Raw genomic sequence first — 25,380 nt, 5'->3', positions numbered from 1 at the left:
ATATTAATATAAACATATCGAAAGGTCGTTCTATGTCAGATGAACTGAGTCATAAATGTAAAAAACCGTCCGTCTGCGTGCTCGTTGGTCATAGTATTGAGGCCATTACCAGTGCCGTGGTGCTGGCAAGCTTGGGTCAGACTGTTCATTTATATGCAGACGTAGCGATGCTAGAGCAGCAGTTGCAGCAATATAGCTTTGAGCATCACTTGCAAGCGCTGTGGCAAATGTATGAGCAGCAGCAAATCATTCTCAGTAAAGCGTTGCCAGATAGTGCTGATACATTAATAAAAGGCTATGAATCAGTAGGTCATGACGAAGCGGATACTCAGAGCATTGTGGCACTTTATTGGTTGTTTTTAGACAGTATCAAGCCAGTATGGGCAGAAGCCAGCTGGATTACCGCATTCAACCACAGTCATCAGCAAGCACTGCCTGTAATTATGAGTAGTATTGAGAAACTAGGTATTGTCTCCGTACTCGCTCAGAATTTGCAGCGCGCGTGGGTATATTATGTGCCGTTTGTATTCTTGCAAGACGGTGATGCTTATAGCTCGATGTTGAACCCTGCATTGTGGTTACTCGGTGAAAAAACAGCCAACAGTAGCCAGCATTTAGAGGTATTGAAGCCGTTAATGCAGCATGCGCATGCCGCTCATTACGCTGATATTGCGACGATAGAGTTTGCCCGTAGCAGTATCATGGCAATGCTCGCGACGCGAGTGAGTTTTATGAATGAGATGTCACGCTTGGCTGACAGTCAGCAGGTTGATATCAAGCAAGTCAGTCGTATCATGGGGCTGGATGAGCGGGTAGGCAGCAGCTATCTGCAAGCAGGCTGGGGCTTTGGAGGCAATACATTGCCGACCGAGTTGGCTAAATTACAGCAGTCGAGCGTGAGTCATAGTTTAGATATGCCGCTGTTGCAGTCAGTCATGCACATCAACGAAGACCAAAAAGAGCTGATATTCCGTAAATTCTGGCAATATTTTGATGGCTTTATTGATAATAAAACGGTGATGATTTGGGGCGGTAGTTATAAATCAGGCTCTGGACGTACTGCAGGCTCAGCCATACATCCATTGCTAGCATTGCTATGGTCTTATAATATTCGTACTTTGGTGTATAGCGATAAAGCACAAGATGAACTTGCCGCGCTTTATCAGCAGCAACCATTACTGCAATTGATTAATACTCCTTATCAGCAGCTAAATGCCGCACAGGCTGTTTTTATCGTTAGTTGGTCGCCACAAGATCAACTAGATATTGCCAAGCTTAATCAACAGGCGATGCCAGTATTTGATGCACAAAATGTAATGACACGCTCGCAGATAGATAGTTTAGTGGGCGACTATTTGGGTATTGGTCGCTCTAAATAGTTCTATTCAAGTTTGTCTATTGCTAAAAAAGCTCGCTAATTATTATTAGCGAGCTTTTTTTGATTTTAAGTAGGGCGTATTAGGGCGTGTCATCATTTAGATTGTGAGGCTTAAAATGAGAAAAATTGCAGCCAAACAAGGAAGAAATTGCCGCAAATATGAACATATTGACAAGATTGCTGACGATGTTTGGCTAAATTTAGCCATTTTAAGACCACTAAATGTATTAATGTGCTAATTGATGACACGCCCTAAATCGTATTAATTTATGCTGGGACAGCACCTTGTGCCGCTAGCCACTGTTGAACTTCTTGAGTTTTAATCGCTAGCAGTTCTTTATCACCACGACTTTCAATGTTTAATCTGATAAGCGGTTCAGTATTGGAGGCACGCAGATTAAAGCGCCACTCGCCAAAGTTAAGGCTTAAGCCATCAAGCATTGATTTGGTTGGATTTTCGCTGCTAAATTTGTCCTCAATAGCGCTAATAATTATTGGCGCATCATGAGTAGTGAGACGAAAATTAAGCTCGCCTGAACTTGGATATGCTTTGATGTAGCCGCTGACCAACTCAGATAGCGTCTTACTGGTGATAGATAATAGCTCAATGGTGAGCAGCCAAGGAATCATACCGCTGTCGCAATAGAAAAAGTCACGGAAGTAGTGATGGGCAGACATCTCGCCGCCATAAACAGCGCCAGAATCACGCATGACTTGCTTAATAAATGAATGTCCAGATTTACTGATGACAGCCTTACCGTCATGTTCCTTAATCACTGCTTCAGTATTGTAAATGACACGTGGATCGTAGACGATTGACTCATTTGGATATTTGTTCAAAAACGCTTGGGCAAGCATGCCTACCACATAGCTACCATCGATAAATTCACCATGTTCATCGAACATAAAACAGCGGTCAAAATCGCCATCAAAAGCAATACCAAGGTCAGCTTTATTTTCCAAAACCGCGTGTTGGGTTGCCACTCTATTGGCTTCAATCATAGGATTGGGGATGCCATTAGGGAAGCTGCCATCCGGTGTATGGTGTAGTTTGATTATTTCAATTGGCGCGCCAGCTTGTGCAAGCTTTTCAATCAATAAATCAACCACGGGTCCCGCACTGCCATTGCCTGAGTTAATCACTAATTTAAGAGGTTTGAGCTTATCGGTATCAATAAAAGTCATGACATGATCGATATAGGCGCTTTTATCAATTAATAACTGCAACGTTCCTGATCGGTTTTTAGTAGTAAATTGCCCAGACTCTGCCAATGCTTGAATCTCTGCCAGACCATCATCAGCACTAATCGGTTTTGAGTGTTCTTTAACTAATTTTAAGCCGTTATAATTAATAGGGTTATGACTGGCAGTGACTTCGATACCACCCAACGCCTGATAATGACTGGTGGCAAAATACACCTCTTCTGTACCGCTCATGCCCAAGTCAATCACGTCGATACCCGCATCTATAATACCAGCGATGGTCGCTTGTTTTAATTGCTCGCTTGAATGGCGAATGTCACTACCAATAACGATGGCAGGTTTTAGAGTTGCCATATCATTGTCATGAGCCTTAACCGAAGCATGATAACGCTGAGATAAAATCTGTGCAAAGGCACGACCAATACGGTAAGCGATGTCTTCATTTAGATTTACCCCCAGCACGCCGCGAATATCGTAAGCCTTAAATGAATCAATAATAATAGGGTTGAATTCAGTCGCTGGCTGGTAGCTAGTGGTCGCAGACGTAGACATAATGATAAAATTCCTTATGCTAAAGCAGTGATAAAGTAATGAAATGGACAACACAATTATAAGCTAATAAGCGTTCAATGCTACACTAACGAGAAAATCGTTATGAACTTAACGTAATTCTATAGTCGATACTAAATAAAATGGGTACACGACATTATGATGCGTGACTGGCACAAACTTTTCTTGCTTGCTGTGCCTACGCAGACAGGGGCTACGAAAAATTTATACCAGTCACGCTGTCTCTTTTTTATATTGACCTGACTATATCTAATAACAAACGAAAGTGTAAGAGTATCCCTCATGAGCAATCAAGACAAAAAAATAGCAGCGCCTGCACCAGTACAAGGAACGCCAACTGTCAGTGGTGAATTAGACGATTTATTGGCTTTGATGGTACGGCTACGTGTTGACTGTCCGTGGGACAAAAAGCAAACCAATCATAGCTTGATTCCGTATGCCATCGAAGAAGCTTATGAGCTAGGCGAAGCGGTACAAAGTAATGACGATGAGGATATCAAAGGCGAGCTTGGTGATGTGCTGCTGCAAGTTGTTTTCCATTGTCAGATGTATGCCGAGCAAGATCGCTTTGATATGAGCGATGTTATCGCTACTTTACAAGAAAAGCTCATTCGTCGTCACCCACATGTGTTTGAAGCTGAAACACTCAAAGATGACGCAGCGGTAAAAGCTCGTTGGGATGAGATTAAAATGGAAGAGCAGCAAGCGCGTGAGGCACGCGGTAAACCCAAACGTCGTCTAGACAATACCAAAGCGGGTAGTGCGCTGATGCAAGCACAAGATGTACAAAAGCAAGCATCAAAGCTAGGGTTTGATTGGGAAGGTATTGCAGGGGCAGTGGATAAGCTGGATGAAGAGATTGCCGAGCTAAAAAATGAGCTGACGGATAAGTCTAAAACTGAGGTCAAAACAAATATCAGAGAGGTTGAAAAGGAGCTGGGCGATTGTATGTTTGCCTTAGTCAATGTCGCGCGTAAATTAAACCTTGATGCAGAAGCAGCGACCCTTACTTGTGTGCATAAATTTAAGTCACGTTTTGGCTATATTGAAGCGCAACTGGCGGCAGCTGGCAAGCGTTTAGAAGACAGCGACATAACAGAAATGGATGCATTATGGGAAGCGGCGAAACGATATGAACGATCGTCATGAACGCTCATTCTAAAGTCTCGTTTACCAGTTTAGTCAAGACTGCTATTTTAGGTTATGTTTTGGCTATTCTGATGCTTAATAATGCTAATGCTGCACCCTGTTTTGATAATCCTCAAAGGGCTTATGATTATCTCTTATCGCAAGAAAATGCCAACACTCAAGCGCGTGAGCAATATACCGTGAATATCAATCGTGCCAGCGAAGGCGAGCTGGTTTCACTAAATGGTATTGGTAGTAGCAAAGCCCAAGCGATTATTTTATATCGTGAAATGTTCGGTGGTTTCAAGACAGTAGATGAGTTAGTAAAGGTCAAAGGTATCGGTGCAAAAACGGTTGAGAAAAATCGAAGACGTTTAAGTGTGCAGGATTAATGGCCGTGTTTTGCATTAATTAACCCTAATATTGACAAAATAGCACGTAAGTACATGTCATAACGCACCCAGCGCGCGCAAAATTTGTTAAACTAGTGAGTACATCCGCCTGATAAACGCTGTGTTCGTCAGGGGTGGTTAAAGAATACCGGCGAGGAGTAGATGCATGGCCGAGCGTGCCGCCAAGCAGTTAGAACTGAATAAATCTGAATTACCCAATTCCATTACTGAAGTAATTGCCACCTTGACCCGAGCTGGGTTTGACGCCTATATCGTCGGTGGCGGCGTGCGCGATACCTTATTGGGTCTGCGTCCAAAAGACTTTGATGCTGTCACTGACGCCAAGCCGCATGAGATTAAAGACGTCTTTGGCAAGCGCTGCCGTATTATCGGTCGCCGCTTTCAGTTGGCGCACGTATATTCAGGCCGTGAGCTGATTGAGGTCGCTACCTTTCGTGGTCCGCCCACCAGCAGTGGCACCACCAATCAAGATGGTATGATCCTGCGTGATAATGTTTGGGGCGATATCCAGCAAGATTTCTCTCGTCGTGATTTTTCGATCAATGCGCTTTATTATCAGCCACTTAAAGGTGTGGTTCATGATTTTTGCGGTGCGCTTGAAGACATTGATAATAGAATCATTCGTCTGTTAGGTCATGCGCCGGTTCGTATTGAAGAAGATCCAGTACGCTTATTACGGGCGTTACGTTTTAAAGCCAAGCTCGGTTTTGAGTTTGATGAGGCATTGTCTGAGCAATTTCATGATGGTAATTGGGCGCTGCTTGAGCAAATATCACCGCATCGTCTCTATGATGAAACGCAGAAAATGTTTACGGGTGGCTATCTGGTGCCATTGCTACCGTTATTGTTTGAATCGGGTGCGATTGATAGCTTAATTATTTATCCGCCATCTGAGCCTAGTCCTTTAGTAAAACAAGTGGCTATCAATACGGATAAACGTATTGCGGCAGGCAAAAGTATCAACCCAGCATTTTTCTACGCAGCCATACTATGGGAAAATTACCTGCATCAGTTAGAAAAAGCCAAAAAGCGCAACATGCCATTTGCTGAAGCGCAGATGCATGCGGCTGGTAAAGTCATCGATCGTCAACGCATCAAGACCGCTATTCCTAAATTTGCAGAGCAGTTTATCCGTGATATTTGGATATTGCAGCCAAAACTAGCGGCTCCGCGTAGTAAACAAATCGTCCAGCTCTCTGAGCACCCACGCTTCCGTGCGGGCTTTGACTTTTTACTATTGCGCGAACAGTGCGGTGATGCTGAGCATCCGCTATCCGAATCGACCAACGATATGGGCGACTGGTGGCAGACGTATCAAACCTTGCCTGAACAAGAGCAAGAGCAAGCGATTGATGATTTCGATGAAAATATTCGTCGCGGTGCCTATAAGAAAGGGCAGCGAGGGCGCGGACGTAATCGCCAAAAGCCAGAGTCAAATATAGTGGATGAATCGATGTCTAATCAAAACAACACTAAGCGTAGCAAAGCCAATGGCAGCACTGAAAATCACAGTACTGAGAAAAATGGTCATGAAAAAGCCGTGGTAAATGATTTGTCAAATATCCCCTCACGCCGTCGCCGCGCTGCTAGCCAATCTACTCCAGCCAAGCAGTTTAGTGGTAATAAAGATAAAAATCATGACTCGCAGCAGGTAAAACAAGACAGTAATGAGCTTGCTCAGCTACAGCAGTTGTCTCTTGCTAATAATACCAGCAGCCAAACTGCAAATAAACGCCATCACTCTAAACCTGCGCCATTGTTTGTCATCGAGCACGCAAACGTCGTGCCGCCATTACAAAAGCAGCTATCACCTGCTGATAAGCCTAAGCAACGTCCAGAGCCTGTGCAGAAAAAGTCAGCTACTGAGAATGCATCGGCTGATAAAAATGGACACAATCAGAATGCAAAAGCTGATAGCAAGGCTGATAGTAACGCTGATCGCTCAAATAGCGCCCAGCAGCCTAAGGATAAACAGCCAGAGGTTACGTCACCTGCTGCTAATGCCTATCCTACCCGTTCGGTAGCAAGAACGCCTGCGCTCGTCACTATGAACAATGAGCCGATACCGCATAAACGCCGTCGCCGTCAGCCAAGTGTAGACAATACTAATCTTGCTGACAGCACCGAGAAGCAAGTAGCTGCTAATAACGCCGATAAAACTGAATCGAAGTACACCAAAAAAGCACCTAAGCCAGCAGCTCAGTCTACCGGTAAAGCTAAAAAAACTGTAGAACCTGCAGCATCGAAGACGGCAGGGAATAAGACAGAAGCTAATAAAGCGACTGTATCTGCGAAAGCTAAAAAACCAACCAAAGCAGCAGAGGCTAGGTCTACTAAGAACAGTCAAAATGCTGATAGCAAATCGTTTGCCAGTCAAGTGAGCGACAACAAAATGGGCGACAATAAAGGCCCAGTACCATCGAAACGTCGCCGTCGCCAGCCCAGTACTGATAATGTCTAGTATTGCTGACGATGCGGATAATGTTAATTGGGTAACCTGCTATGTGGGCTTGGGTAGCAATCTAACCAATGAATTGGGTTCACCTACAGAGCATTTGCAGCAAGCACTTGCAGGGTTGCGAGAGCATAAGCAAATACGCGAGGTTCGAGCTTCCTCATTTTATGCGTCAGCGCCTATGGGGCCACAAGATCAGCCTGACTTCGTTAATGCAGTGGCTGGTTTTAAGACGATATTGCCCCCCTTTGAGTTGCTCGCATTTTGTCATCAGCTAGAAGAGCAGGCTAAGCGGGCACGCTTACGACGTTGGGGTGAGCGTAGTCTGGACGTCGATATCTTGTTATATGGTGACACGCGAATTACCGAGCCGCAGCTAACCATACCGCATGCTGGACTGCTTGAGCGTAATTTTGTCTTGTTACCGCTGCGAGAGTTAGCCTCAGCGCTCATCATTGATGGTATATCGATAGATGATTATCCATCTAGTAAAGATTGGACAGGGTTAAAATTATTATCAAGCGACTGATAAAGTTTGGATCATAGGCACGATAATAGTTAAAGGTATTTATAACTAAAGGCATTGAAGATTAATCGAGGGTCATATGACGACGTTATCTACTTTAAATAAATTCAAAAAAGACGGCACCAAGTTTACTTGCTTAACGTGCTATGACTCGATGTTTGCACGCATGATGGACAAGGCGCAGATTGATACCATTTTGATCGGTGATAGTTTGGGTATGGTGGTACAAGGCCATGATTCCACCTTGCCCGTAACAGTCGATGATATGGCTTATCATACAGCCAATATTGCCCGTAGTAATAAATACGCACTGATATTGTCCGACTTGCCGTTTATGAGTTATGTGACCTTGCCAGAAGCGGTCGCTAACAGCCGTCGATTGATGCAAGCTGGCGCGCATGTGATTAAAATCGAAGGCGGTAGTGAGCTTTGTGAACTGGTGACTACATTGGCGCAAGCAGGTACGCCCACTTGTGTCCATCTTGGCTTGACCCCGCAATCAGTCAATGTGTTTGGCGGTTATAAAATCCAAGGTCGCGGTGACGCAGCAGCTGATAAGTTGCTTGCTGATGCCAAAGCGGTAGTTGCCGCAGGTGCCGCACTTTTAGTATTAGAATGCGTACCTGCTGAGCTTGCAAAAGCGGTTACGGAAGCGGTTACAGTACCAGTGATCGGCATTGGCGCTGGCGCAGATACGGATGGTCAAGTCTTGGTCATGCATGACATGCTGGGCATGGCTCATGGCCGAGTACCGCGCTTCGTTCATGACTTTCTAACTGATGAGCGCAATAGTACGCACAGTATCGAAGGCGCCTTTGCCCTTTATCAGCAGTCAGTGCGCGACGGCAGTTTTCCAACCGAGCAGCACCAATTTAGCTAATTTTTTAGCCAGTCTTAACGAGTCTTTTGGTTTTTACGATTATCAGTAGAAGAATATTTAACGATGCCAATCATTTATCAGCAGATTTCAGAGTTGCGCGCCGCTCTACAGCCTTATCGTGGTCAAAGAAATGATAAACCAGATAACGCTCAGCGTATTGCTTTAGTACCAACGATGGGCAATTTGCATGAAGGTCATCTTGAGCTGGTAAGCATTGCTAAGCAGTATGCCGATATTGTGGTGGTGAGTATCTTTGTCAATCCTACCCAGTTTGGAGAAGGAGAGGACTTTGATAGTTATCCACGCACCTTGGATGAAGATGTCGCTAAGCTAGCAACGGTTGGTGCAGATTATGTTTTTGCACCCAATGTCGATGAGATGTACCCGGTATTGCCACCATCGACTTCAGTTCTTGCTGGTGCCATTACCAATCAACTATGTGGTCAATCACGTCTTGGTCACTTTGATGGTGTTGGTATCGTCGTCTCTAAATTATTCAATATCGTGCAGCCTGATGTGGCGGTATTTGGACAAAAAGACTACCAGCAATTAGCGATTATCAAACAATTAGTACGTGATTTGAGCTATCCCATTGAGATTGTGGGTGCACCTATTGTTCGTGCTGCCGACGGCTTGGCGCTGTCTTCACGCAATCAATACTTGAGCGCCGCTGAGCGCAAAACAGCTCCCGTACTTCATATGGAGCTGCAACGCCTAGCACAGAAACTAGCACAGCAGTTAACGTGTAATAAGCAGGGCATGCAAGGGTTTGACGTATTACTAGCAGAAACGCATCAGCGTATTAGCGATGCTGGCTTTAATATCGACTATCTAGAAATAAAAACTGACCAGCTAGGGACTATTGATACTATTGATAGTAGTGAAGCAAACGGTAATGGTAAAAGTAGCCATTTAATGATTCTAGTCGCTGCTTGGCTAGGGCGGGCACGATTGTTAGACAACCAATTAGTGACGGTACATTAGCCGTTGTGACGTAGTAATTTGCTGGATGCAATGGACTAGGATGACGGATCATGGATGCAAACAACAGTAAGCAAACAGAACGGGAAGTGGTGGCTGTAACGAACGATGAGCGGCTGAGTATTTTAGTCGTGTCAGGGCGTTCCGGCTCAGGTAAAACGTCAGTATTGAATATACTAGAAGATTTAGGCTATTATTCTATCGATAATTTACCGTTGTCATTGGTGCCTGACGCTGCTAAGAAGCTGGTCAGCGATAGTGGTATCAAACGCATCGCGCTTGGTGTCGATATTCGTACCCCGCGCGCTGACTTATCTAATTTCGCTGCGACCCATGACATTCTAAAACAGACTTATGGTAAGCAGGCTGTTGAAGTAGTGTATGTGACCGCGCAAGAAAGCACCTTGGTTGCACGCTTTAATGCAACGCGACGTGTTCATCCATTGATGTCACAAGATGTTGACAGTGATAATGCTAGGCATATCGCTTTCAATCTACCAGCAGCGATCAAAAAAGAAGTCGAGCTGTTAGAGCCCATTGCCAGCCACGCTGATATCACAATTGATACTAGTATGCTTAATATCCATCAGCTCAAAGACACGTTGCGTGCCTATGTCGGTATTGACAATCAAATTGTCATTAATTTGCTGTCTTTTGGTTTTAAGTACGGCAGCCCAATTGATGCTGATTTTATATTTGATGTTAGAATTTTGCCAAACCCACACTGGAAATCTGAGCTGCGCGCCTTGACTGGTCTTGACTCTGAGGTCGGCAAATTTTTTGCAGATTATCCAGAAGTGGTTGAAATGACCGACGATCTCGAAAGGTTTTTAAGCCGTTGGTTGCCTGACTTTTTACACAATAACCGTCATACCGTGACAGTGGCAATTGGCTGCACTGGTGGCAAGCACCGCTCAGTATTTATCACCAATAGTTTACAACGTCGTCTTGCCGATGCGATGCCAAGCACTATAAAAGTGTTGGCGAAACATCGTGAAAAAAACCGTTGGTAGTTATTGGTAAACATTAGAATATGTCCTCAATTTAATTGATGGGCTAAAAATGGCTAAATTTTGCCAAACAGCGTCAAATAGTTGGTTAGTATCTCGATATTATCTACGCTATTTTTCTTGTTTGACTGCAATTTGTCTTATTTTTATCGCCGTTTTTAGAATGAGGACACGCCCTAGCACTTTTATTATTCATTATTTTGGAACGCTTTTATGATTGACTGGTCAGAACATGATATGCGCGTCTCGCGCACAGAACTCAAAAAATCCCATGAGCGCTTACAACAGTTATCGATACCACTTGCCAGCTTGTCGAAAAAACAGCTGAAAAACCTGCCAGCCAGTGATTATTTTATGGCAGAGTTGATGGCTCTTGCGGATATCACCAGTGCCACTGCGCGTATTAGACAGACCAAGCGAGTAGGCAAATTGATCAGCGAAGAAAATCGCCATGAATTGGTAAAAGCCTTATTCGATGCCTTTTTCCCAAAAGAACAAGTCTCTAAAATAGAAAGCTGGTCCGAACGTCTAAATATCAATGATGAAGGCACACTAAAGCAGTTTGTCAAACAGTATAAAATTTCAGAGCGCAACAGTCTGTATCAGTTATTGCTTTGGATCGAATACGCCAAGCACACGCACGATGATGAGCTGATGATGGAGTCTAAAGAAGATTTGGCCAGCTATATTCGCGAAGTGACAATTTTATCGGATTTAAAAGGATAGTTGTCCTACAACAACTAATAGCGCTACAACGGTTATCTGCACAAATACCAATAGATAGACGAAAAAGAAAGTTTATCGAAGTCTAAACATAAAAAAGCCAATCATGAGTGATTGGCTTTTTTAGCGGCGTTAATACAGTTTAATTAAAGACAATTAACGTCATAAACATAGACATGCCTGTGTTTATTTTTTCTCAGCACGTACTTTGTCAACTAAGTAATCGACAACCTTAACTACTTTGGCGTCTTCACCCGTTACCACGTACTTGCCTTGTACCACAACAGCTGGTACGCCCGATAGCTGATAACGCTTGGCGCCTGCTTGTGAGCGACCAATTTTTGTACCAACGGCAAATGAGTTATAAAGGCTGTTGAATTTCTTTTGATCAACACCTTGAGATGCATACCATTTGCTTAATGAAGCTTGGTCAAACAGCTTTTTGCCATCTTTATGAATGGCATCAAATAACGCATCATGGGTTTTGCTTTCATAGCCTAGGAGTTGAGCAGAATAAAAACCACGGGCACTGGCTTCCCAAACAGGGTTAAGCGCTGCTGGCGTTTTGAAGAATGCCACATCTTTGTCTTTGTTTTTTGCCCATTTTTCCATATGTGGATTAAGCGCGTTACAATGCGGGCAACCATACCAAAAGAATTCACGCACAATAATAGCATCACCGGTGATTTTTTCTGGATTGTCTAGCACGCGATAATCTTTTCCGGCGACATAATCGGCTGCTTGTGCGCCCATACTGGCGATTCCAATGGCGAAAGCCAGACCAGTCAATGTAATGACACGTTTCATACTTTTTCCTTGAGAGGTAGAGACTGAGAGTTTTAGGAGTTTCTATGGGTTTGAAGGTATAAATGACAAAGTGTCGAGTATAATCAACCTACAGTAGAGTACCGACTATAATAACGTAAAATAGGTGTGGTTGTGAACCCGATTCTTAACTAACGGTTGTAAACCTGTGAGCTATTATTTAAGGTATCTTACTTATCACTATCTGAGTTTCAAAAGTGAAACCTTTAATTAGGTAAAGATAGAAACTGCCATTGACGCAACAGTTACTATAAATTAAACAGCACACGGTGATGATGACGTTCAAGTATTTGCTAATCTCATTCACAATCCGTGACGATGTACTCACGACAAAACCGCCGCTCGCATGCTAATATTAAGTATATAATCGTGCACTGTATACGATAATAACTCTAAAGGAAAATGCTATGAGCGCAGCTTTATCTTCGCCTTCTGTAAATGATCAAGCGACCAGCCGTTTCGATGATGCTGATACTAATAATACGGTTACAGATGATACTGTGGCTGATAGTACAACGGCTACCACGATAAATGTGGATCCTAGCGAAGTCGACAAATTCAATAAACTGGCGAGCGAATGGTGGAGTAATACTGGCGCGTTTGCAACTTTGCATGAAATCAATCCACTCCGCCTGAACTGGATAGAAGAAAATATTAAGCGCGGCTATCAAAACAGCGATGATAGTACAAACGCTAGTAAGACTGCTGAGATGGGTCTGACGGGCAAAAAAGTGCTCGATGTTGGTTGTGGTGGCGGTATATTGTCTGAGTCGATGGCACGTCGCGGTGCTGATGTGACCGGTATAGACTTAGGGACTGAAAACCTAAAAGCGGCCACGCTTCATGCCGAGCAAAGCAATTTAGAAAAGACGTTGCGCTATCAGCATATCCCAGTAGAACAGCTAGCAAAAACCCATGCGGGTCAGTTCGATGTGGTGACATGCATGGAAATGCTTGAGCATGTGCCTGATCCAAGCTCGATTGTGCAGGCTTGTTTTGAGCTGTTAGCGCCTGGCGGTGTGTGTGTGTTATCGACGATCAACCGTAATCCCAAATCGTATCTATTTGCTATCGTTGGCGCCGAGTATGTATTGCGCTTGCTTGATCGTGGCACCCATGATTATGCCAAATTTATCACGCCTGCTGAGCTGGACAAGATGGCGGTTACGGCTGGGTTTACGCGTCAAGATATCATTGGCCTACATTACAACCCAATAACCAAGCGTTACTGGCTGGCACAAAACGTCGATGTCAATTATATGATAGCCGTACAAAAGCCAAAGGCTTGATAGCTTAAGTCATTGCTTATCGTCCCATCGTTAACGCACCAAACACCTCACTAATTAAAAGAGTATGCCTTATGAGCCAATTCGTCAAAGCCGTTTTATTTGACCTTGATGGGACGCTAATCGATACTGCCGCTGACTTCGTACGGATTATCGGTAAAATGAGCCGCGAAAACGATTGGCAAGCCCCGCCTGAAGCGCTTATTCGAGAGCAAGTTTCTGCCGGTGCGTCAGCCATGGTCAAGCTCATGCTGCATCAAAATGGACAAGACAGCGTCAGCGAAGATGATTTACTTGGTTTTCGTCAGCAGTTTTTGGATGATTATGCCGCAGATATTTGTATTGATAGCTGTGTGTTTAGCGAATTAGAAGAAGTGCTGACCACCCTTGAGAAAAAAGGCGTACCTTGGGGTATTGTCACCAATAAGCCGCGCTATCTAGCAGAGCTACTGTTACAAAAAATGCAGTTAGATGAACGCTGTGCGGCCTTGGTCTGTCCTGAGGATGTGTCACGTTCCAAGCCTGATCCAGAGCCGATGTATATGGCATTAGAGAAACTCGGTATACCGCGCGGCGCTGCTGGCTGTGTTCTCTATGTCGGCGATCATATACGTGATATTGACGCTGGCAATGCCGCTGGTATGTCGACGATTTTAGCCGCTTATGGCTATATTCCACTTGAAGATCAAAAAAGCCTAAAGAAGTGGGGCGCAGACTATATTACTGACACTCCTGAGCAGTTGAAGAAGCTATTGCTTACTTCAGGTAAATTTGAATATCTATAAACAAACCAATCATCAGTAGAGCCGTGATAGGAACATCAACTATAAGTAAATGACTCATGAATATGTCATCTGCAATAGTTGCCTTTAAGTAAGTCCTTCTAAAAATAAATGATTTTGAAATTAAATACCTTCAATAATAAATAACAAGCAGTGAGTCATACCATGAGCGACAATATTAAGCAGTCGGCGACCGAGCAGAACCATCAAGCAGCCACGGGAAATGCTATGCAACCTTTAACGCACGACGATATCCGTCAGTTTGTGCCATCTGTTGACTGTTTAGATGGTAAGACTGTCTTGGTAACAGGTGCAGGCGATGGCATTGGACGCGTCGCGGCTCTAACCTATGCCCGTTATGGTGCCACGGTGCTGCTATTGGGTCGCACGAGTAGCAAACTTGAATATGTCTATGATGAAATTGAGAGCTTGGGTGGCAAGCAGCCAGCCATGCTACCGATGAATTTAGAAGGTGCAACCTATGCAGATATGCAGAAGTTAGAAAGGCTTATCGACAAAGAAGTGGGTCAGCTTGATGGTATATTACACAACGCTGGTATGCTCGGACAATTGACGCCGCTTGAGATGTATGACATTGATACTTTTGATCAAGTAATGAAGGTCAATTTTACGGCGACTTTTATGCTCACCCAAGCGTTGTTACCGCTGCTAAAAGATGCGAATCATGGCTCCATTGTCTTTACTTCTAGCACGGTCGGTACGCATCCTCGCGCATTTTGGGGTGCTTATGCGCTCTCCAAGCAAGCCGTCGAAGGGATGAGTGATATCTTTACTCAAGAGACGCAAAATACGACGAATCTGCGTTTTAACTGTATCAATCCTAGTGGCACTCGTACCAATATGCGCGCTCACGCTTATCCGGGTGAAAACCCAATGTCTCTTAAGACACCTGACGACATTATGGCGGGCTATGTTTGTTTGATGAGTGACGCCAGTATTGGAATACGTGGACAAGTGGTAGATTTACAACCAAAAGATTAGCAGAGAAAGATTACTGTAAAAACCATAGCATCATATATGTTTTTTACAGTCGCTGGCGGGTTGTAATTAGGATTAGAAAGCCCCATCTATCTGTTCTTAAAGACTTTTATCTTATAAGATATTAATAATAATAGACAAAAAGGATAAGATTATGGCAGGTGGCTGGTCAAAAGATGGTGCCGAGCACGAACAAATGGATGCGACGGTCAATGATGCGCTTGAGCGCGCGAGGCGTGCGCAACCAACGGGTAAGAGTGCGGAATTTTGTGATGAGTGTGGCAACCCGATTCCAGAAGTGCGTCGTATCGCCGTGCCGGGTGTGCAGCACTGCGTCGGCTGTCAAACCGAGCTTGAGCAAGAGGCGAGAGCGGCTGAACTGTTTAATCGTCGCGGCAGTAAAGACAGTCAATTGCGTTAATTAGTACAAGTTAATTAAAAAAAGACCAACACTACTATTTTACTTAGTAGCGTTGGTCTTTTTTTTGAGCGTAGTATTTTTAAAAGGGAGTCTTTTTATAGGTAACTAGGGCGTGTCTTCAATCACCAGCGCCATCAGCTCATTGTCGCAAGCCTGCCAATCTAGTGAAGATAATGACGGTAGTGTATTCTCTACTTCTGCTTTGTTAGACACTACACCGTTATCTATAACTGACTGCAAAATCACCTCTAGTCGGCTATCAATTTGGGCGCTCGCCGTGGTGATAGTCAAACTGTCAGGCGTAAAATTAATCTTTAACCAACCATCAGAGGTGTTAACCAAGCCTTTAATACGTTGCCAGTTAGGCAGTCTTAACAGCCATTCTTGTAGACCATCAGCATTAAACACATAATGTGCAGGCAAGCACCAGCCACCTAGCAGCACATCTTGTTGTTGCTCATGATAGCGGTAGGGTAGATCGGTATCTGCCTCTATGTCTTCAAGACTTTGGTCGTTCTCTGTAGCTCGGTTAGACATCAAGCTAGTAAATGGCTTTAAAGAAGTACGAATCTGATTAGGCTTGGTTTTATCGGTAGCGCGTTGCTGAGAGATGGTATGGCTTGGTTTGGTCAGCTGTGCTATCAGCGTTGATGAGGGGGTATTCAAAGTAGTTGTATTATTTGAGCTATTATCTTCGGTTCGAGAGAGAGACTCTGTCCAGATGACAGCCACCTCAGCATTGAGCATTGCTATCCACTCTTGTAAAGCCTTGAGTTCATCTGCATCCAGTTGCGTATAGCGATTGATCACTAAGACATCAGCATCACGGACATGCGCTTGAAAACCATCGTGCGAGCGATACTTTTGTTGTTGCCATTGCACGCCGCTTAGCACCGTAATCACGGCCTGCATATTGAGCGCTGTCTGCCAATGTGGCGCGCTCAATTGTTGTATCAACTCGCGCGGATGTGCCAATCCAGTGGGTTCGATAATAAGACGCTGCGGACGATGGTCACTAAGCAGGCGAGTAATCGCAATTTGTAGGGGCAGTTGACTGGTACAACAAATACAGCCACCACTGACTTCACGAATGGCAATGTTACCTGCATCAGCATTTTCGTCTTGCGCACTTGCTAGCAGCGCACCATCAATGCCAATACGCCCAAACTCGTTAATCAATAGCGCCCAGCGCTCATCGGTAGGCTTGCTAGAGAGTAGCTGGTTGATGACGGTGGTTTTACCCGCGCCCAAAAACCCTGTCACCAAAGTGCAGGGTATGTTTTGAATCATAGTAGATGTGGTCAAAGCCATTGTTGTCTAAACCATCGTCGTAAGTGGTTATAAAGCAGCAATTATAAAGTAAATACTATTCACTTTTTGCCGTTTCAACTTCGGCTTCGTCAGGAACGAACACGTAGCCTACGCCCCAAACGGTTTGAATATAGCGGGCTTGCGAAGGATTGTCCTCAATGAGGCGGCGCAGACGTGAGACTTGTACATCGATAGAACGCTCCATCGCACCCCATTCACGACCACGGGCTAGATTCATCAGCTTATCGCGAGTTAACGGCTCACGGGGATGCTGAACCAAAGCTTTTAGTACTGAAAATTCACCAGTCGTTAAGGTAACGACATTGCCATCACGTTTGAGCGTACGAGTCGATAAATCAAGTGTCCAAGGTCCAAACTCAACCACTTCAAGCTGATGACTTGGCGCACCCGGCAGCTCGCGATTTTGACGACGCAGTACCGCTTTGATACGAGCAAGCAGCTCTTTTGGGTTAAAGGGCTTAGGTAGATAATCATCTGCACCCGCTTCAAGACCAGCGATACGATCAGCATCACCGCCTTTTGCAGTTAGCATGATGATTGGAATATCGCCATTGTCTTCACGCAGACGCTTACAAATACTAATGCCATCTTCACCCGGTAGCATCAAGTCCAATACCACCAAAGAAAAAAGCTCACGTTGCATCAACTTGTCCATTTGACTGCCATCATGGGCAGTACGAACGACGAAGCCATCATCTTCTAGGAAGCGTTGTAATAAAGAACGCAGACGGGCATCATCATCGACCACTAAGATACGCTGAGTCAAAGTATCGGGGCTGTTATTATCAGGCATACAGGCATCCTCTTATAAAAATTATTATTAGTAGAAATTATCAGCAAAAACACTGTCGTTATTTTATGGTTGAGCCATTTATTATAGAAATTGCATATAAATAAAAAACTTTTGTTCAATTCGTCAGTGCGTATCAATATTTGCGCTATTGGTACTTTAGTGTATAAGATTGCACCGCCAATTGCATCACCTGTAGGCATAAATGCTGTATGCGTTTGTTTAACAAGGCTACAGAACTTAGGATAGCAACCGAATTAAGCTATAAAATCACAGATAAATAAGGAAAAGATAAAAAGGATTTTTATTCATGCAGCTTTTGCTATAATGCCAAACACCATTTATCAACGATTGATACGTCTATGAGTAGCACTGATACCTTAACGCCATCTCAAACCTCGACAAATGCACAGGTTTTGGATGCAACCACACACGCGAATATTCACGACAAGCTTGCTCGCGCGCTTGGCATTAAGACTGCTCAAGTCAATGCGTTTGTCAAACTTTATGATGAAGGCGCGACCGTTCCGTTTATTGCGCGTTACCGTAAAGAAAAAACGCAGAATCTTGACGATGCGCAGCTGCGAGCTTTAGAGAAGTCGCTCAATTATGAGCGCGACATGGCAACGCGTCGCCTTAAAATTACTGAGCTGCTTAGTACGCAAGGCAATTTGACCGACGAGCTACAGACGCGTATTGATAATGCGACGTCTAAACTTGAGCTTGAAGACATCTACTTGCCTTACCGTCCGCGTCGCCGTTCACCAGCGGCCAAAGCACGCGCTGCCGGTCTCGATGTGGCTGCTCAAGCAGTCTTAACACAAGAGATTACCCCAACAGAGGCATTGGCTGACTATCAAGCGCCATCTAGTATCTCTGACGATAGCGGTAATGAGATTGAGGTCGACTTTAGCGATATCGACAAGCAGCTGGCTGGCGTACAGGCCATCATCGTTGATGAATGGACGCAGGCGTTAGATCTGCTGGATAACTTGCGCAGTGGTTTTGCCAAAACGGCCAGTATCGTCTCGGCAGTTGCCAGTGATGATAAGCGAGAAGTCGGCGAGAAGTTTAAAGACTATTTTGAGCACAGTGAAAGTCTTGCTCGTCTACCGAACCATCGCCTATTAGCGATGCTACGTGGTCGCCAAGAAAACGTTTTGGGTCTCAAAATTGAAGGCGAAGACACCCCTTTTATCGAAAAGATTATTGCTCATTTTGATATCGATGCCAAGGCACCTGCTGCCCGTCGTGAGTTTTTAGCAGAAGCGGCGAGTAGCTTGTGGAAAGAAAAATGGCGTCCGCATATCGAGCATCGTTTATTGACTGAAAAACGTTTGACCGCTGAAGCAGATGCGATTGATGTGTTTGCCAATAATTTACAGCACCTATTGATGTCAGCACCTGCTGGTCGTAAGGTTATCTTAGGCGTTGATCCTGGTATTCGTCATGGCGTAAAAATGTCCATCGTTGATGCCCAAGGTCATGTCATGTTGGATAACGAAGACAAGCCTGTCGTCGCAACGGTCTATCCATTTGCACCCGATAATAAGATGGATGCAGCTAAAAAAGTCATCGATGAGCTGTTAAGCACTTACAACGTTGATTTAGTAGCTATCGGTAACGGTACGGCGAGCCGCGAAACAGATGCGATGATTAAAGAGATTTTGGCGGCCAATTCTGAGCTAAAAGCCAAAGCGGTTATCGTGAATGAATCAGGCGCCTCTGTTTATTCGGCGAGTGAGCTTGCCAGTGATGAGCTTGCCAATTTAGATGTCTCTGTACGCGGTGCGGTTTCTATCGCGCGTCGCTTACAAGATCCGTTGTCAGAGCTGGTCAAAGTAGATCCAAAAGCGATTGGCGTTGGTCAATATCAGCATGATGTCAACCAAAACCAGTTGGCTGATAGCTTGGATAAAGTGACCCAAGACAGCGTGAACGCGGTTGGGGTTGATGTGAATACGGCAAGCCCTGCTATTTTGGCACACATTGCTGGTTTGAATAAAAACGTTGCGCAGCAAATCGTTACCTATCGTAAAGAGCACGGCGCATTTGATAGCCGTGAGGCGCTTAAAAACGTTCCGCGCTTAGGTGCTAAGACCTTTGAGCAGGCAGCAGGCTTCTTACGCATACACGACGGTAGCAATCCACTTGATGCGACTGGTGTGCATCCAGAAAGCTATGCGCTGGTTGATAGCTTACTTGCGCAAACCGGTAAAGCATTGCCGGAAGTACTGGGGAATGATGGTGTACTAAACACGATCGACACTACTGCGCTCGCTGCAAATGATGACAATATCAGCGTAAAAGCCATCATCGAAGAGCTTGCCAAACCTGCTCGCGATCCACGTCCTGAGTTCAAAACGGCTAATTTCCGTGACGATGTCAATAGCATCAAAGATCTGAGCGAAGGGATGACGTTAGAAGGCGTAGTTACCAATGTGACGGCTTTCGGTTGCTTTATTGACGTTGGTGTCCATCAAGATGGCTTAGTGCATATCTCACAGATGGCCAATGATTTCGTTGCCGATCCAATGAACCGCGTCAAGCCGGGTGATATCGTGTCAGTTCGTGTTATTTCTATTGATGAAAAACGTGGCCGTATCGGGTTTAGCATGAAGCCTGAATCTGAAAAACCTGCACGCCCAGCAGCAAAACCTACTGCGAGAGATGCTGGTTCTGATGAGAAGGGTAATCGCTCGCGTAGTGACCGTCCAAGTAGCAGTCGCCCAGCTGCTGATAAACGTCCGTCTAAGCCACGTGGTAAGCGTCAGGATAAAGACAACGCGAGCAACAATCGTAGCAAAGCGCCAAGGGCTGATAAAACAGAAGCACCTAGCAAGTTAGGTACGTTTGGTGCCTTGTTACAAGAAGCAGGTGTGACTAAAACTAAAAAATAAGTGGCTTTATGGGTTTCTTAAGTCATTTCTAAATAATTAACAGCAATAATCAATAAAAAAGGCAGCCATTAGGCTGCCTTTTTTATTGGGAATATATTTGAGATATATGTTACTAGAAGTGCTTTAGCGTGGCTAATAACTCAGCTTATTGGTCGTCTTGTTCTGACTCTAATAAATCCTCTTCATCTAGCATGTCTTCTTGTGGATCTTCTTGTAGCATCTCTTGTTGTTGCATTGCTTCTTCTGGATCTTGCATCGCTTGTTGTTCGGCTTGCTGCATGGCTTGTTGTTTGGCTTGCATAGCCTGTTGTTGTGCTTGCATAGCTTGTTGTTGTGCTTGCTGCATCTCTTGTTGTTGTACTTGTATATCTTGATCTTGTTGTTGTGCTTGAAGCTTAGGAGCCATTTGCTGTTGATTAGCGTTGCTATTCACGCTTGCTCTTGAGATGCGCTGAGTTTCGCTGATCTGAATCGAATTAGATTGATTTGGTACTGATTGATTGTCAGCATTTACAGCTTCAGTCTCGAGTGTGGTAGCGGTAGTAGTATTTTGCATATTTGCTTGTGCAGTCTCAGCAGGTGCTGCCATGGCCAAGCTTGGGATAGTAAGTGCGGCACCAATAAGTAACGATAAAGGTAGGGTACGGTTTTTCATCAGTTGATTCCTCAGTTTGCATTCTTATAGTGTCAGCTTAAAGTATTTCAAACTTGACGCTTATTTACATGCTTTCATTTATCATAAATTAATTTAGTATTTTGAATATATATATTTAGTATATCTAACATTTAACGTGTAGATAAAATAAAATCATGACAACCGTATAGCGATTATCATGACCAATTTGAACGAAAAGCTTTATAAAATCATCTAATAAAACTCTAAGCAAGAGAATACCAACTAAGCCATTATTATTTCAGTAGTACATAGATTAAAAATCTAACAGACAAGCGCTCGCAGGTGACTTTGTGCAACTATTGTATTCTTATTGTCAGGTAAGAATAGGAGTGCCGCCACCTTATCTTTAGGTATGTCGGTTACTAAATAAGCGCATGACCTACTGAGAGTCAAGCCTTTGTCCTGTATAAAAAACTATTCGACGATGACATATCTACCAGTCGTAGGGTCGATAACGCGCTGCTGTAAGTCATTATCAGGGACACGGATAACTGGGAAAGTCTGGCTAATTTCTGTACTGTCGATTACCTCGGCATCTGCTGCTTCGCCAACGACGACGGTACGTCCAGCGTCTTCTACAGCAATGGCAGTACCGTTAGCCGTGTTGACACGTTTGATTTGATCCACGGGGGCGACGATTACTTCTTTTACCCGATACTTAGCGGGTCGAATAACACGAGTGGTTTCGATAATGACTGGCTCTACATTGCGCTCTTCAGTAATCGCAAGTTGTGCTTCTGGCGCGCCAGTTTCAGTGACTTCAGCCATAATTGGTGTCGGGAATTTGGTGCTAAAATGATTGTCACACTGTTGCATACTTAGACGGACAGGATTGCCGTTTTTGTCCATATAAACGTTGACTGGCATATCAGCAGCGATGGGAACGTATTTTCCGACCAAGGCACCCGACACGCCGTAGCGACCATTCGATTGTCCAACGCCTAAATCACAAGCGCCTGCTGTATAGTCGCTAGTATTCAAGTTATTGCTGTCAACGACATTCTGTGGAATCATAACATCAGATAAGCGCATTTTTTTGACAGAGGTTTCACCAGCTTGGCGCTTGGGATTTTGATACGTATAAGGGGTATAAAATTTGGCTGAGCCATCTTTGACAGCAGTGACGCACTCGTCGTAACTGTCGTAGCCTACGTTGCCGTGAGTATCGGTCGTCATCCCAGCATTTGCATTACTGCCAATCATTGCCAGACCTGAGGTGATGACAGCGGCGGTCAATATATTCAATTTCATAGTTACTTCCTTTTAATTATAAATAGATGTGTTGTAGTCAGAATGGTGGCTTGCTTATAGGGCTTATTTTTATACTGAGTCATTAGGGCGTGTCATTAATGAAAATTATTACTGAAATAATTACTTATTTAATAAATAACGTCATAATTTCTAATTCAACGTTTCTGCCTTAATGTTTCTTTACTTTAACGTTTTTAATGCTACGTCAGTTGCTAATAGATGGCTGTGACATCAGGCTAAGAATGTGTAGCATAATGTATAAAAAAAGGTAAAACTGGCAACATTGTTCACCAAAAATGTACGTTATTATTATTTATTAACATCTGCTAAAAAATCATGGGAAGTTTTACCTATTAAAAAACCGTACCCTGTTACCAAGATACGGTTAGTAAAACTTAAGGTTTTATTGTTCTATAATCTATAAAAGTCTAACCCTCGACTATTTCGAAGCTAAGACCTGCATGCGTTTCTAGGCGCGTTAGCAGTTTGTTGCCCATTGCAGATGCTGGCGTCCAAAACCCACCACAGACATCGTCTTTGCTAATATCTTGCGCTAAACACAAGGCCGCTTGTGCCAGCATGCGTGATGTACTGCCATAGCCAGGATCTTTGTCGCCCGTTACTTTGGTATTGATGGTGTCTTTATTGGCAGTTTGGCCAAAGAGACGAATATCGTAGTAACCATTATCTTGATCAGACTTCGACGGGCCAGAGCCAGCTTTTGGTAAGACGTGCTTGGACAGTAACTCGCGGCTTGGCTTAATCATCATCGCGGTGGCAAATCCTAACAGCCCAGCGCTCAGTGCATAGCTCGACAGCTTACCTTTTATGCCATCTGTCATCCACATCGCTTCGTCATATTTAAAATCACGTCCATATTCATAGCCGAGTAGTTGGTTACTGCGATGCACGATACGGGTATTGATGCTTGCCATCACAAAAGGAGCCAACCAGCGTTTGTGCTCACTGTCATATTCTGGCTTGCTGATATTGGCTTGGCGCACGCTAGGCACGTCTTTATCATCATTAAGCAGATAAGGGTTTGCCACTTGCTTACGACGTGATTTATCTTGTCCCACTTCTTCAAAGATGGTCGCCATCGAGGCAATCGTACCACCAGATAAACCCCCTTTTGCCGCTTTTACGCGCATGTGAATCACATCACAAGTGCTATCGAACTGAGATTCTGCCTGCTGCTGGGTAAAATAAACGCCCAAATCTGACGGGATAGAATCAAAACCACAGGAGTTGACGATACGAGCACCGCTCTCTTTGGCGGTCTCTTGGTATTTGTCCATCATGTCTTTGATAAAGATAGCTTCACCGGTGAGATCGACATAGTCTGTACCATTTTCGGCGCAAGACTTGATCAAAGGCTCACCATATTTTAGGTAAGGGCCGACGGTTGAGATGATGACTTGTGTTTGTTTGGTCATCTTATCAAGACTGGCAGCGTCCTTACTGTTGGCTATAATGATGTCTACTTTGTTCTCAAGCTTGGACTGTAATTCGTTAAGCTTGTCCTCGTCACGACCCGCTATCGCCCACGTGACGCTATCGCCATTTTTATTTTTGGCATCAGACAAAAAGCTTGTTAAATAATGGGCGGTAATTTGCCCAACGAAACTTGTCGCACCATATAAGACGATGGTGTAAGGACGCTGTTCGCTACCGGTCGGCTTATTATCATCTGCTGCATTGATAGTCTTTGAAGTATCCGTATTTGTAGCCATATTTATTATCCTTAATAAGTGTTTTTTATATGTGATCTCATACTGAATGGTGGAAATAAAAAATCATTTTTTATATGCCATTGACTCTATTCTAAGACATGTTAGCCGTAAGTAGAAACCGGTTAGTGTGAACTGTGATGGTTTATAGCAGACTATAGAGGAGAAATGCTAGGGATTGAGGGGTATTTTACTATCCCTACATATAAATCTCGAAAAGCCAAGAAAAAATGTCAGCATATTAAGATTTGCTACAAAGGTTACATAACCTACCGATATTATTACCAAAATGAACGTTTATCGGTGCGAAACATTGCTAATCTATGTTTGTAAGCAGTTATAGACAGTATTAAAAAAAACAACAACTTAAAATGGATATTGGATGAGGTAAGGCAAATATTAGTAACGGTCATTTATAAGGTCTGTTATATGTGTCTTAGCATCTGATTTTTGATAATTATTGAGGAGAAATCTATGTTTCGCTGGGCTATTATTTTTGCGGTAATCGCACTTATCGCAAGTTTCCTAGGGTTTGGCGGTGTCGCTGGACTGTCTGCAAACTTCGCATACATTTTACTAGCATTGGCTGTGATCTTGTTCATCGTCGCGTTTGTTAGTCGTAAAATGTAATGATAAGTTGAATAAAATAAACGTTACTCAGCAATAAGAAAAAGTCCTCGATTGAGGACTTTTTTTACGGGGATTTTTTACTAAAGGTATTGCTTGAATTGTTAAATACGTCTCTATATATAAAAGAGGCGAGTTAAATAATTATAAATGTTTGGGCTGAATAATATGTTCCATACGTTTGGCCAAACGAATATCAAGACTGGTAATACCGCCCGTATCATGGGTCGTTAGACGCACATCTACGACGTTATAAGTATTGTGCCATTCAGGATGATGTTCGAGTGCTTCGGCATGAAATGCAACTTGGTTCATAAAGCTTATGGCTTCGATAAAGTCGTTAAATTTATAGCTCTTAATGATACCGTTGCCATCGCGCTGCCAGCCAGCCAAGTCTTCTAGCTGTAGATCAATTTGTTTGTCAGATAAACTACTCATAGCGGTCTCCTTTATTATTATGTTGGATTTACTGGTCGAGTATTCGCTAGCTTTTG

General features: G+C 43.9%; 23 protein-coding genes. 15 read left to right on the top strand and 8 right to left on the bottom strand.

Going from position 1 to position 25,380, the window contains the following annotated elements; all coding sequences use genetic code 11:
- The first annotated feature begins 32 nt into the window (after positions 1 to 32).
- Complete coding sequence (locus IE130_RS06530) at positions 33 to 1,379, top strand: UDP-glucose/GDP-mannose dehydrogenase family protein (RefSeq protein ID WP_189583459.1); 1,347 nt, start codon at positions 33 to 35, stop codon at positions 1,377 to 1,379.
- A 266-nt stretch (positions 1,380 to 1,645) separates the two neighbouring features.
- Here IE130_RS06530 and IE130_RS06525 read toward each other — a convergent pair whose 3' ends face one another.
- Positions 1,646 to 3,133, bottom strand: coding sequence for a phosphohexomutase domain-containing protein (locus IE130_RS06525; RefSeq protein ID WP_227676154.1), 1,488 nt, complete (start codon positions 3,131 to 3,133; stop codon positions 1,646 to 1,648).
- Positions 3,134 to 3,433: 300 nt separating this feature from the next.
- Here IE130_RS06525 and mazG point away from each other — a divergent pair, with 300 nt between their 5' ends.
- The 8 genes from mazG to yjgA all read left to right on the top strand — a co-directional run bounded on the left by mazG (position 3,434) and on the right by yjgA (position 11,270).
- Positions 3,434 to 4,300 (top strand): nucleoside triphosphate pyrophosphohydrolase, encoded by an 867-nt coding sequence (gene mazG, locus IE130_RS06520; RefSeq protein WP_189583457.1) that lies wholly within the window; start codon positions 3,434 to 3,436, stop codon positions 4,298 to 4,300.
- The gene (locus IE130_RS06515; protein ID WP_189583454.1) at positions 4,297 to 4,671 is read left to right on the top strand and encodes a ComEA family DNA-binding protein; all 375 of its coding nucleotides are present in this window, start codon (positions 4,297 to 4,299) and stop codon (positions 4,669 to 4,671) included. The genes mazG and IE130_RS06515 overlap by 4 nt, the downstream gene beginning before the upstream one ends.
- A gap of 166 nt (positions 4,672 to 4,837) precedes the next feature.
- A complete protein-coding gene (pcnB, locus tag IE130_RS06510; RefSeq protein WP_189583451.1) occupies positions 4,838 to 7,153 on the top strand; it encodes a polynucleotide adenylyltransferase PcnB in 2,316 nt (771 codons plus the stop codon).
- Positions 7,146 to 7,676 carry a 2-amino-4-hydroxy-6-hydroxymethyldihydropteridine diphosphokinase gene (gene folK / locus IE130_RS06505; protein WP_189583447.1) on the top strand — a complete coding sequence of 177 codons (531 nt, stop codon included), beginning with the start codon at positions 7,146 to 7,148 and terminating at the stop codon, positions 7,674 to 7,676. Before pcnB ends, folK begins: the two co-directional genes overlap by 8 nt.
- A 76-nt stretch (positions 7,677 to 7,752) precedes the next feature.
- Entirely contained in the window at positions 7,753 to 8,553 is an 801-nt protein-coding gene (gene panB / locus IE130_RS06500; RefSeq protein WP_189583444.1) for a 3-methyl-2-oxobutanoate hydroxymethyltransferase, read from the top strand.
- A gap of 63 nt (positions 8,554 to 8,616) precedes the next feature.
- Positions 8,617 to 9,537 carry a pantoate--beta-alanine ligase gene (gene panC, locus IE130_RS06495; protein WP_189583442.1) on the top strand — a complete coding sequence of 307 codons (921 nt, stop codon included), beginning with the start codon at positions 8,617 to 8,619 and terminating at the stop codon, positions 9,535 to 9,537.
- A 50-nt stretch (positions 9,538 to 9,587) separates the two neighbouring features.
- The gene (gene rapZ / locus IE130_RS06490) at positions 9,588 to 10,547 is read left to right on the top strand and encodes an RNase adapter RapZ (RefSeq protein WP_189583439.1); all 960 of its coding nucleotides are present in this window, start codon (positions 9,588 to 9,590) and stop codon (positions 10,545 to 10,547) included.
- A 210-nt stretch (positions 10,548 to 10,757) separates the two neighbouring features.
- Positions 10,758 to 11,270 carry a ribosome biogenesis factor YjgA gene (gene yjgA, locus IE130_RS06485; protein ID WP_010200860.1) on the top strand — a complete coding sequence of 171 codons (513 nt, stop codon included), beginning with the start codon at positions 10,758 to 10,760 and terminating at the stop codon, positions 11,268 to 11,270.
- A 183-nt stretch (positions 11,271 to 11,453) separates the two neighbouring features.
- On the opposite strand, the gene IE130_RS06480 is transcribed toward yjgA, so the two are convergent.
- Positions 11,454 to 12,074, bottom strand: a complete 621-nt coding sequence (locus tag IE130_RS06480) for a thiol:disulfide interchange protein DsbA/DsbL (protein ID WP_189583436.1) — start codon at positions 12,072 to 12,074, stop codon at positions 11,454 to 11,456.
- Between the two features lie 425 nt (positions 12,075 to 12,499).
- Here IE130_RS06480 and ubiG point away from each other — a divergent pair, with 425 nt between their 5' ends.
- The 4 genes from ubiG to IE130_RS06460 all read left to right on the top strand — a co-directional run bounded on the left by ubiG (position 12,500) and on the right by IE130_RS06460 (position 15,580).
- On the top strand, positions 12,500 to 13,381 hold the full coding sequence (gene ubiG, locus IE130_RS06475; protein ID WP_189583433.1) for a bifunctional 2-polyprenyl-6-hydroxyphenol methylase/3-demethylubiquinol 3-O-methyltransferase UbiG: 882 nt from the start codon (positions 12,500 to 12,502) through the stop codon (positions 13,379 to 13,381).
- 71 nt (positions 13,382 to 13,452) lie between these two features.
- A complete protein-coding gene (locus IE130_RS06470; protein WP_189583430.1) occupies positions 13,453 to 14,163 on the top strand; it encodes an HAD family hydrolase in 711 nt (236 codons plus the stop codon).
- A 225-nt stretch (positions 14,164 to 14,388) separates the two neighbouring features.
- Positions 14,389 to 15,162 carry a YciK family oxidoreductase gene (locus IE130_RS06465; protein WP_189584113.1) on the top strand — a complete coding sequence of 258 codons (774 nt, stop codon included), beginning with the start codon at positions 14,389 to 14,391 and terminating at the stop codon, positions 15,160 to 15,162.
- 151 nt (positions 15,163 to 15,313) lie between these two features.
- Positions 15,314 to 15,580 (top strand): DksA/TraR family C4-type zinc finger protein, encoded by a 267-nt coding sequence (locus tag IE130_RS06460; protein ID WP_189583427.1) that lies wholly within the window; start codon positions 15,314 to 15,316, stop codon positions 15,578 to 15,580.
- 105 nt (positions 15,581 to 15,685) lie between these two features.
- On the opposite strand, the gene IE130_RS06455 is transcribed toward IE130_RS06460, so the two are convergent.
- The gene (locus tag IE130_RS06455; protein WP_189583423.1) at positions 15,686 to 16,891 is read right to left on the bottom strand and encodes a CobW family GTP-binding protein; all 1,206 of its coding nucleotides are present in this window, start codon (positions 16,889 to 16,891) and stop codon (positions 15,686 to 15,688) included.
- 55 nt (positions 16,892 to 16,946) lie between these two features.
- Positions 16,947 to 17,705, bottom strand: a complete 759-nt coding sequence (gene ompR / locus IE130_RS06450; protein WP_025651114.1) for an osmolarity response regulator transcription factor OmpR — start codon at positions 17,703 to 17,705, stop codon at positions 16,947 to 16,949.
- A 359-nt stretch (positions 17,706 to 18,064) separates the two neighbouring features.
- Here ompR and IE130_RS06445 point away from each other — a divergent pair, with 359 nt between their 5' ends.
- Positions 18,065 to 20,602 carry a Tex family protein gene (locus tag IE130_RS06445; RefSeq protein WP_189583420.1) on the top strand — a complete coding sequence of 846 codons (2,538 nt, stop codon included), beginning with the start codon at positions 18,065 to 18,067 and terminating at the stop codon, positions 20,600 to 20,602.
- Positions 20,603 to 20,747: 145 nt separating this feature from the next.
- On the opposite strand, the gene IE130_RS06440 is transcribed toward IE130_RS06445, so the two are convergent.
- The 3 genes from IE130_RS06440 to IE130_RS06430 form a co-directional block, all read right to left on the bottom strand.
- Positions 20,748 to 21,257 carry a hypothetical protein gene (locus IE130_RS06440; RefSeq protein ID WP_189583418.1) on the bottom strand — a complete coding sequence of 170 codons (510 nt, stop codon included), beginning with the start codon at positions 21,255 to 21,257 and terminating at the stop codon, positions 20,748 to 20,750.
- A gap of 435 nt (positions 21,258 to 21,692) precedes the next feature.
- Positions 21,693 to 22,529, bottom strand: coding sequence for a hypothetical protein (locus IE130_RS06435; protein WP_189583415.1), 837 nt, complete (start codon positions 22,527 to 22,529; stop codon positions 21,693 to 21,695).
- A gap of 428 nt (positions 22,530 to 22,957) precedes the next feature.
- Positions 22,958 to 24,262: a saccharopine dehydrogenase family protein gene (locus IE130_RS06430; protein WP_189583412.1), complete on the bottom strand. Its 1,305-nt coding sequence runs from the start codon at positions 24,260 to 24,262 to the stop codon at positions 22,958 to 22,960.
- Positions 24,263 to 24,733: 471 nt separating this feature from the next.
- Between IE130_RS06430 and IE130_RS06425 the strand changes: the two genes are divergently transcribed.
- On the top strand, positions 24,734 to 24,889 hold the full coding sequence (locus tag IE130_RS06425) for a DUF1328 domain-containing protein (RefSeq protein WP_010200882.1): 156 nt from the start codon (positions 24,734 to 24,736) through the stop codon (positions 24,887 to 24,889).
- A gap of 141 nt (positions 24,890 to 25,030) precedes the next feature.
- Here IE130_RS06425 and IE130_RS06420 read toward each other — a convergent pair whose 3' ends face one another.
- Positions 25,031 to 25,324 carry a 4a-hydroxytetrahydrobiopterin dehydratase gene (locus IE130_RS06420; protein WP_189583409.1) on the bottom strand — a complete coding sequence of 98 codons (294 nt, stop codon included), beginning with the start codon at positions 25,322 to 25,324 and terminating at the stop codon, positions 25,031 to 25,033.
- Positions 25,325 to 25,380: the final 56 nt, after the last annotated feature.

The organism is Psychrobacter glaciei (assembly GCF_014652895.1).
Taxonomy (GTDB): Bacteria; Pseudomonadota; Gammaproteobacteria; order Pseudomonadales; family Moraxellaceae; genus Psychrobacter; species Psychrobacter glaciei.
The sequence above is the reverse complement of the archived record's forward strand: the minus strand, read 5'-3'. Positions and strand labels throughout refer to the sequence as shown.